The following is an 8306-nucleotide window of genomic DNA, read 5'->3' as shown; positions in this document are numbered from 1 at the left end:
ACCTCGTCCAGCTCTACACCGGCATGATCTATGCCGGCCCGGCGCTGCCCGGGCGCATCGTGGCCGGCATGGCGCGGTTCATGGAGCGGCAACGGCTCAAATCTATTGGCGAACTGCGCGATACCGGTTGCACAGACTGGTCCAAAAAACTCTGATAAGCTCCCACGAAATCGGGAGGACAGCCATGGCTGAGGTTCTGAGCTCCGTCGTAGAGTCGATCGGTCGAACTCCATTGGTCCGGCTCGAAAGGCTGACGGCGCAAGCGGGCGTCAAAGGCGAAATCCTCGCCAAGCTGGAATATCTTAATCCGGGCTTTTCCAAGAAGGATCGCGCGGCGCTTGGGATAATAGAGGAGGCCGAAAAGTCCGGCGCAATCAAGCCGGGGCAAACGGTGGTCGAGCTTACCTCCGGAAACATGGGCACGGGCCTCGCGATCGTCTGCGCCGTCAGGGGTTACCCTTTCGTCGCGGTGATGTCGAAGGGCAACTCCGAAGAGCGCGCCCGCATGATGGCGGCGCTCGGCGCGGAAGTGATCCTCGTGGACCAGTTGCCGGGATCGGTGCCGGGGCAGGTCTCGGGTGGCGATCTGGCGCTTGTCGAGCAGGCCACCAAGGCGGTGACGGAGGAACGAGGCGCATTTCGCGGCGATCAGTTCCACCGCGACGGGAACTGGCTTGCGCATTATCACGGGACCGGACCGGAAATTTGGGACGCCAGCCATGGCGCCGTCGATGCATTCGTCGACTTCATCGGCTCGGGCGGCACCTATGCCGGGGTGGCGAAGGCGCTCAGGAACGCAATCCCCTGATCAAGTGCTTCATCGTCGAGCCCGAGGGCGCAGCGGCGGCCGCGGGCGAGACGGTCACCCGACCCGAACACCCCATTCAAGGCGGCGGCTACGCCATGCCGGACCTGCCGTTTCTGAAAAACGCGCCCGTCGATGGCTATCTTCAGGTTTCCGGCGACGAGGCACGCGAGACCGCGCGCCTGCTCGCGCGCAGCGAAGGTATCTTCGGCGGCTTCTCGTCCGGAGCGAATGTCGCCGCCGCGCTGCGTCTCCTACGCGGCGATCAATCGGGCAAGACGATCGCCGTCGTGATTTGCGATTCCGGGCTGAAGTACCTCTCGACCGACCTCTGGAGCTGAGAAACGCCGGCGCTCGGCCGGCGCCGAACAATCGGCGCCTAAAACGCCGTTCGTACCCTGAGCCTCAGCACCGCGAGCAGGCTCAATCCACGCACCAGCAGGAAGACATGCAGCGACGCCCATAGCCCGTTGTTGCCGAAGGCGGGCGCCAGCGTGATCAGCGCGGCGCTGAAGACGAGGAACGACAGGAGCATCATGTTGCGCATGTCGCGCGACCAGGTGGCGCCGATGAAGACGCCGTCCATCTGGAACGCCAGCACGCCGCTCAGCGCCGTGAAGGCCGCCCATGGCAGATAAATGTCGGCGACTTCGCGGACCTCGGGCGAGGTCGTGACCAGCGCCACAAGGCTCGCGCCAGCGGTCAGCAGGATAAGGCTGGCGCCGGCCGCGAGGCCAAAACCCCAGATCAGCGTCAGCCGCACGGCCTGCCTGAAGGGAGCAGGCGCCTGCGCGCCGATGGCGCGGCCGGCCAACTGTTCGGCGGCGGTGGCGAAGCCGTCGAGGAAATAGCCGGCGATCAGGAAGAAGTTCATCAGCACGGCGTTGGCGGCAAGCGTCACCGTGCCGAATTGCGCACCCTGCCTGGTGAACAGCGCGAAGGCGGCAAGCAGCGAGAAGGAGCGGATCATGATGTCGCGGTTCAGCGACAGCATGCGCCGGTAAGCCGGCAGATCGAGGATGCGGCGACGCGACGGCCGCTCCAGCTTGCGGAAGCGGTTGAGCACGATGGCAAGGCCAAGCAGCATGGCCAGGAACTCGCCGGTGACCGTCGCCCAGGCGACGCCGGCAACACCCCAGCCGAGCTCGAGGCCGAGCAGGAAACAGAGCACGATGTTGATGCCGTTGAGCACCGCCTGCAGCATCAGCCCAAGCCCGCCCTCGCCGCGTCCAAGCACGTAGCCCAGTATGGCGTAGTTGATCAGCGAGAAGGGGGCGGCGAGCAGCCTGATGCGGATATAGACCGACATGGCCGCGCTGACGCTCGGCTCGGCGCCCATGAACCATTGGCCGGCCACGGCAAAGAGCGGCGCAAGTGCCGCAAGAATGACGCCCGCGACGACCGCGATCAGCACGGCGCGCCACAGCACTGCCTGCTCTTCCAGCGCATCGCCGCGCCCGAAGGCCTGGGCGACAAGGCCAGTGGTGCCGGAGCGCAGGAAGTTGAAGGTGGTGAAGACGACGTCGAAGACCAGAGATCCCGCCGCCAGGCCGCCGAGCAGGGCCGCGTCGCCGAACTGGCCGACCACCGCGGTGTCGACGATGCCGAGCAGCGGCGTCGTCAGATAGGCAAGCGTCATCGGCACGGCGATCGCCAGCACCGAGCGATTGGTGACGGCGAAAGATCTGGCGTTGGCTTGTGTTACGTCCAAGGGGATTGCTGCCCGGCTGATACGGCTTGATCGAGGACCCGATGTGCGCCAGTTTGCCTGCCTCATGCAACCATCATCCGCCGGGCTGACTACCGAATTTTCTGTTGTTTTTAAGCAATTCCGGACGGAAAACCGTTTCACACTTTTCCTGGAATTGCTCCAGACTTGGCTCAGACCTCCCGATCCATGCCGCTGCAGATCGCCCATCACCCCGACTATGACGCCGGCTTCGCCGTCAACCATCGCTTTCCGATGAGCAAATATCCGCTTTTGATGGAGGCCTTGCGCATGCGCGGGCTGGCCGCGCCGGGTGCGCTTTCGATGCCGGAACCGGCGCCGGCATCACGATTGAAGCTTGCCCACGCAGCCGAGTATGTCGACCAGGTGATCGCCTGCCAGGTGCCTGAGAAGATAGAGCGCGAGATCGGCTTTCCTGTCGGCCCGCGCGTGTCGCTGCGGGCTCAACTCGCCACGGCGGGCACCGTGCTGGCGGCCAGGCTGGCGCTGAAACACGGCATTGCCTGCAACGCCGCCGGCGGCAGCCATCACGCCAGGCGCGCGCAAGGCGCCGGCTTCTGCACCTTCAATGATGTCGCCGTCGCCGCGCTGGCGCTGCTGGCCGAGGGCGCGGTCGAAAACGTGCTGATTGTCGATCTCGACGTGCATCAGGGCGACGGCACGGCGGACATTCTCAACGACGAGCCTCGCGCCTTCACCTTTTCCATGCATGGCGAGCGCAACTATCCGGTGCGCAAGATCGCTTCCGACCTCGACGTCGCACTGCCGGACGGCACGGGCGACGACGCCTATCTCGACCGGCTCGCCGCCATCCTGCCGGAACTATCCGCACAAAGGCATTGGGACATCGTCTTCTACAATGCCGGCGTGGATGTGCATGCCGAGGACAGGCTCGGCCGGCTGGCGCTGAGCGACGATGGCCTCCTCGCCCGCGAAGACATGGTCATCGGTCATTTCCGTAACCACCGCGTTCCGCTGTGCGGCGTCATCGGCGGCGGCTACTCGACCGACGTGCCGGCGCTGGCCGCGCGCCATGCGATCCTGTTCGAGGCCGCCTCGCGATATGCGTAATGGGACGCTAGGCTATTTCCGATAGCTGGCGATCCTGAGCAGGATGAACACAGGAACGACGATCGCCGCGCCGAGCAGGATATAGCCGAGGAAGCGGTCGATGGCGTGGAAGCCGAGATTCCACAAATCGACGAAGAACTGGCGGATACCGTAGAAGACATCCATCGGCGACCAGCCGAAGGCATGCATGACGAGGCCGACGAGAAAGGAGACCACGAGCAGCTTCAGGAACACCCTGAGCGGCGTGTCGCCAAGAAAGCGCGTCAGTGCGGACAAGGCCATCCTCCGGTTCGAGCCGCCTGATTCGGCGGCGCGGTATCAGAGATACGCATTCCGCGGAAAGGCATCAAGGAATGGAGCCACCGGCTCCGTTTTGCCGATTGCTTGAGGCGGCGCCATCATGGTAACGAGGGCTCGCGCGGGTATGATGTAATGGTAGCCTGTCAGCTTCCCAAGCTGAACGCGCGGGTTCGATTCCCGCTACCCGCTCCAGCTTGTGCCGAAAGGTTTGAGCTTGCCTGTGACCTCGCTGAGAATAAGCGGTTTTACAGGTAGTTTTACAACTTGCGTTCTCGATTCGGCCTCGCCTCGCCTAGCTTCGCTTCTCGAACCATTTACGGTAGCGGCGATAGATAGCGCCAGCGTTCACTGGCTCACGGGGCCGAAGTGGCACTGATTGCGGCTTGGCCATGCTGTATTCCACCGGCTTTCGTCCGTCGCAAATCTCCTTCAGATTGCTGACGAATAGCGACACATCGCCAAAATAGTTCGGATACATCTGGACCAACTTGTTGATCTTCCCGACTTCCACCACGACGACCTTGTCGTCGTCCTGGCCGGACGCGATCCGGAATTCCGCCTCTCCAGGCTCTTGGGTGGCCACAATGATACTGTCGTATCCTTCAACCATAACCGTGCGGTCTTTGCGGTACCGGATCAGGAAATATTTCCCGGCGTCGTAGCGATTGGTTTCCGCGAAGTGCGGGCGTTTTTGACGTTCTCAAGCACGCTGGTAGCGCGTAGCTGTCGATCGAGTTCGCGCAACTCTGGCGCGCCGCGATTCCATAGCCGACGCTTCATGGAGGCGACGAACGGCGCATCAAGGCATCTATAGAAGATTGTGCCGCCGAAACCGCTCGCAATCAGCATCACCAGTGTCGTGGCGGCCAACCCGATATTTGAGGCGGCGATACCCGTTACAATAGCCAGCTTCCCGATGAACTGAGAATAAAGGGATGGATGAGGTAAATCGCATAGCTCGCGTCGCCCTGTCTCATCAAAAACCCGCGCCCGACGGTCAGTCCGCGCCGCTCCAACCCTACCGCAGACACAACCAGCAATGCCGCGGCGACGATCACGATTACATGACCTGGGGATGTCTTCGTGACATCCGGAAGCGTGTCGACAGTCGCAAGGCCCAGCACCGATATTGCCATCAAACCGAATGCCGCGAAACATGTCAGCGATATGCGGGCCTCCGAAACATGGATGAGTATGCCGAGCATGAACGCCAGGAGCAATTCCGAGAACAAGTATCGTAAGTATGCGTCGGATGAATACTGTCCAAATATCATAAGCACTGAAAGAACAAATAACACCGACACCTTTCTGTATATAATTGGTTTCAGATAGAGTGTTAGAAAAAATATGAAATAGAATACCATTTCAAATTCGAGAGTCCAGCCGACAAAGAGGATCGGCCGCAATATATGACCGGAGGCATCCAATTCGGGTAGCAAGAACAGCGAACAGAGAAAGTGTTCTAGACTGATGTCATGCAGGCCGAAAAGCATGAAGCCGGTTTGGACGATGGCCACCGCAAACAAGGTCAGCAGCCAATAACTCGGGACTACTCTAAACAGTCGGTTTTGAATAAATCGTGACGGAGAAATCCCCGAAATATCGGTTGTCTTCGACATGATATAGCCGCTTATCACGAAGAAGATTTCAACGCCGGTGGCGCCGATGTTGATGGACATAGGTGCCCGGCCAACGCCGATGTAGTGGTCGCAGCTGAAAATTATGTGATGGATGACGACGCCATACGCCGCAATTGCCCGCAACGCCTGGATGTTGGCATTGACAGCGATTGTTTCATTCCTGTCGGGGCTAGCCACCAAGTCCCTCCGCGAACTTTCGCCACTCAGCGCGGCGAGACGGGTTCAGCTCGACCATTGCAGCATCCTCAAGGCGGCGCAATTCAGCCTTTTGGTTGCCGACCGCCTAACGCCATTGAGGGTCCTTGCGCGGCCCGGCGCTGTCTGTGACACAACCAGATTCTCGGCGCCCAGGAACCGGCGACGAACTTCAATCGATCGTGGGGACGTATGCGGCCGAACGATACCGCTCGATCCGCTTCGATCGTTTGACAGATTCCCGGTAAACCTATGGATTTGGTTTGGGACGATTTTGCTCGGTTTTACCGGCAAGCAATTGGAATCCCGACGAAAGGGCTAGCTTCCCAAGCTGAACGCGCGGGTTCGATTCCCGCTACCCGCTCCAGTCTCCCCAACCTGCTTGCTTCAATATCGTGGCGCGCTGCTGCGGGACACTGGCAGGTCTCCAAACACGGGATCGGGTCTTGCACGATTCGTGCAGGACCCGATGCTCCGCAGTCTTTGTCGTCGCCTGAACTACAGCCAGATATTGATCCAGTAGCGCTCGCGCCAGCAGCGGCGGCGCCAGCGGCCATGACGCCAGTAGCGGCGGCAGACGTGCCTCCAGCCGCGCCGACGGCGACGCCGGCGATGGCGCCAGCGCCAATCTCCGTAATAATGACGCCGGTGGGAGACCAGCTCCACTTCGGCCGGATCGTCGCCTTCGAGGACCGCGTTGTCCGGCTTGTCGAGTTCGTCCAGGATCCCGTTGCCGCCGGGAATGCCGGCAACAGCCTTGCCGGGTCCGGCCAGGCTAGCAAGTGCCGCCGCCCCCGCAACGCCAAGCATTCCAGTCAGAAACAACCGACGTTCCATCAAAAAACCTCCCAAGCTGTTGAGCCTCGGCAGCTCTTCCCTCAGCCGCAACGGGCTCCAGCGAGCGACCGATCGGTTTGAACGTAGAAGTAGCGTTCTCGTTCCATCACCCCACCTCGCGCAAGATGAAGTCGTGCAGCATTTTGGCGGCCGGCGAGAGCACGCGGTTCTTGACCGTGATCAGGCTATAGGGCCGGACCTCGATATCGAACTCGGTCTGAACCACGTCGATGGCGCCGGCCAGCCCGTCGGCACCCTGGATGAACCTGGCGACCTGGATCGAGACCGGCGCGATGGCGTCGGACTGCGCCACCATCACCAAAGTGAGCAGCAGCGACGAGGTGTTGAGGATGCGGTCGGGCAGCGCGATGTCGCGGTTGAGGAAGTTGCTTTCCATCGCCTGGCGCAGCGGCGAGCCGCCGGACTGGAAGACCCAGTCATAAGCTGCCGTGTCTTCCAGCTTCACCGCCTTGCCGCTCGCCAGCGGGTGGCCGCGGCGCACGATGAGGCAGGCCTTCTCGACGCCGATGACGCGCGATTCGAAGAGCCGCGGGTTAAGGTCGTCGGGAATGCGCGCGATGATGAAGTCGTGGCGCGACGCGATCAGCTCGCGGGCGAGCACGTTGGAGGTCTCGACCTGCATGGTGATCTCGATGCGCGGATAGATGCGGCGGATTTCGCGAATCGCCGGCACCGCCAACTCGATTGCCGGCGCCGTCACGGCGCCGAGGAACACGGAGCCGCCCTTGCCGGCCTTGAGCTCGGAAATCTCGCGATCGGCCTCGCGCATTTCGAGCAGGATAGAACGGGCGCGCCGCGCGAGCGCCTTGCCATAAGGGGTCAGCGTCACGCCGCGCGGCAGCCGCTCGCACAATCTGACGTCGAGCACGGCCTCCATCTCGGCAATCATGCGCGAGGCGGCCGGCTGCGAGATGTTCATGACCTGCGCGGCCGCGCTCACCCGTCCGTGATCGTCCAGCGCGGTGATCATGCGCATGTGGCGGAGGCTCAGGCCGCTGCGCAGCAGCGTCTCGCCGTCTCCCGGCGGCTTCTCGTAAACACCTGAAATCGCACCGAAATCTTGCATTGCCGCCATGATCCTGAACCTTCCCAGCGGGTTTCCTTCAATCCCCTTAAGCTATATCAGTTTCGGTATAGCAACCACCGAAGATCGCATTTGACAGTTATGTCAAAGGGCCACACCCTTCGCGCGTTCCGAGGCGCAGGGGTCGGTAACGAGCGAATTCGTATCGATTGAAACTGCGTCGCGGGGCCGATTGGGAGGATACCGGAGATCGATAAAGCCGACAGAGGCGCGCCAGCGCATCTGCTCGACTGCGCGGCCCGCGAAGCCCCGAGGTGTCGCGTCCATCAACCAGGGAGAGTAATCGTGAAGATCATCAAGACACTGGCCGCCGTCGCGGCCCTTGGCGTCGCTGCCATGACCTATTCGGCACACGCGGCCGACAAGGGCCTCATCGGCGTGCTGATGCCTACCAAGACCTCGCAGCGCTGGATCAACGACGGCGATGCCGTCAAGTCCCAGCTCGAGAAGCTCGGCTACACCGTCGACTTGCAATACGCGCAGGACGACATCCCGAACCAGCTCAGCCAGCTGGAAAATGAAATCACCAAAGGCCCGAAGGCGCTGATCATCGCCTCGATCGACGGCACCACCATGGCGGACGCGCTGCAGAAGGCCAATGATGCCGGCGTGGTCACCGTCGCC

Annotated in this window: 11 protein-coding genes, 1 tRNA gene and 1 pseudogene; 6 read left to right on the top strand and 7 right to left on the bottom strand. The window is 61.8% G+C overall.

The features are described 5' to 3' along the window. From EOA28_RS40235 to EOA28_RS40225, 3 genes and pseudogenes are all read left to right on the top strand, one after another. Positions 1–155, top strand: a pseudogene (locus tag EOA28_RS40235) (dihydroorotate dehydrogenase (quinone)); the annotation flags it as partial. Between the two features lie 29 nt (positions 156–184). Continuing rightward, the gene (locus EOA28_RS40230; protein WP_245501531.1) at positions 185–808 is read left to right on the top strand and encodes a pyridoxal-phosphate dependent enzyme; all 624 of its coding nucleotides are present in this window, start codon (positions 185–187) and stop codon (positions 806–808) included. Further along, positions 706–1146 (top strand): pyridoxal-phosphate dependent enzyme, encoded by a 441-nt coding sequence (locus tag EOA28_RS40225; protein WP_245501530.1) that lies wholly within the window; start codon positions 706–708, stop codon positions 1144–1146. The genes EOA28_RS40230 and EOA28_RS40225 overlap by 103 nt, the downstream gene beginning before the upstream one ends. Positions 1147–1184: 38 nt before the next feature. On the opposite strand, the gene EOA28_RS16210 is transcribed toward EOA28_RS40225, so the two are convergent. Beyond that, entirely contained in the window at positions 1185–2516 is a 1332-nt protein-coding gene (locus tag EOA28_RS16210; protein WP_245463181.1) for an MATE family efflux transporter, read from the bottom strand. Between the two features lie 186 nt (positions 2517–2702). Here EOA28_RS16210 and EOA28_RS16205 point away from each other — a divergent pair, with 186 nt between their 5' ends. Next, positions 2703–3605 carry a histone deacetylase gene (locus EOA28_RS16205; RefSeq protein ID WP_127251925.1) on the top strand — a complete coding sequence of 301 codons (903 nt, stop codon included), beginning with the start codon at positions 2703–2705 and terminating at the stop codon, positions 3603–3605. Between the two features lie 12 nt (positions 3606–3617). Here EOA28_RS16205 and EOA28_RS16200 read toward each other — a convergent pair whose 3' ends face one another. Beyond that, entirely contained in the window at positions 3618–3887 is a 270-nt protein-coding gene (locus EOA28_RS16200) for a DUF6460 domain-containing protein (protein ID WP_181166832.1), read from the bottom strand. A gap of 136 nt (positions 3888–4023) precedes the next feature. Between EOA28_RS16200 and EOA28_RS16195 the strand changes: the two genes are divergently transcribed. Further along, a tRNA-Gly gene (locus tag EOA28_RS16195) sits at positions 4024–4097 on the top strand. Between the two features lie 100 nt (positions 4098–4197). Here EOA28_RS16195 and EOA28_RS16190 read toward each other — a convergent pair. The 5 genes from EOA28_RS16190 to EOA28_RS16170 all read right to left on the bottom strand — a co-directional run bounded on the left by EOA28_RS16190 (position 4198) and on the right by EOA28_RS16170 (position 7673). After that, positions 4198–4515 (bottom strand): hypothetical protein, encoded by a 318-nt coding sequence (locus tag EOA28_RS16190; RefSeq protein WP_127251918.1) that lies wholly within the window; start codon positions 4513–4515, stop codon positions 4198–4200. A 26-nt stretch (positions 4516–4541) separates the two neighbouring features. Then, the gene (locus EOA28_RS16185) at positions 4542–4754 is read right to left on the bottom strand and encodes a hypothetical protein (RefSeq protein WP_127251917.1); all 213 of its coding nucleotides are present in this window, start codon (positions 4752–4754) and stop codon (positions 4542–4544) included. Between the two features lie 47 nt (positions 4755–4801). Continuing rightward, positions 4802–5722, bottom strand: a complete 921-nt coding sequence (locus EOA28_RS16180; RefSeq protein WP_189342064.1) for an acyltransferase — start codon at positions 5720–5722, stop codon at positions 4802–4804. 516 nt (positions 5723–6238) lie between these two features. Next, positions 6239–6577 (bottom strand): protamine-2 (modular protein), encoded by a 339-nt coding sequence (locus EOA28_RS38855; protein WP_189342063.1) that lies wholly within the window; start codon positions 6575–6577, stop codon positions 6239–6241. 106 nt (positions 6578–6683) lie between these two features. Next, positions 6684–7673: a LysR family transcriptional regulator gene (locus tag EOA28_RS16170; protein WP_127251915.1), complete on the bottom strand. Its 990-nt coding sequence runs from the start codon at positions 7671–7673 to the stop codon at positions 6684–6686. Positions 7674–7967: 294 nt separating this feature from the next. Here EOA28_RS16170 and EOA28_RS16165 point away from each other — a divergent pair. Continuing rightward, positions 7968–8306 (top strand): substrate-binding domain-containing protein (locus EOA28_RS16165; RefSeq protein WP_148670731.1); only part of this gene is annotated, 339 nt, incomplete at its 3' end.

This window comes from Mesorhizobium sp. M2A.F.Ca.ET.067.02.1.1, from assembly GCF_004023285.1.
Taxonomy (GTDB): domain Bacteria; phylum Pseudomonadota; class Alphaproteobacteria; order Rhizobiales; family Rhizobiaceae; genus Mesorhizobium.
Note: the sequence above shows the minus strand (reverse complement) of the source record. Positions and strands in the feature narration are given on the sequence as shown.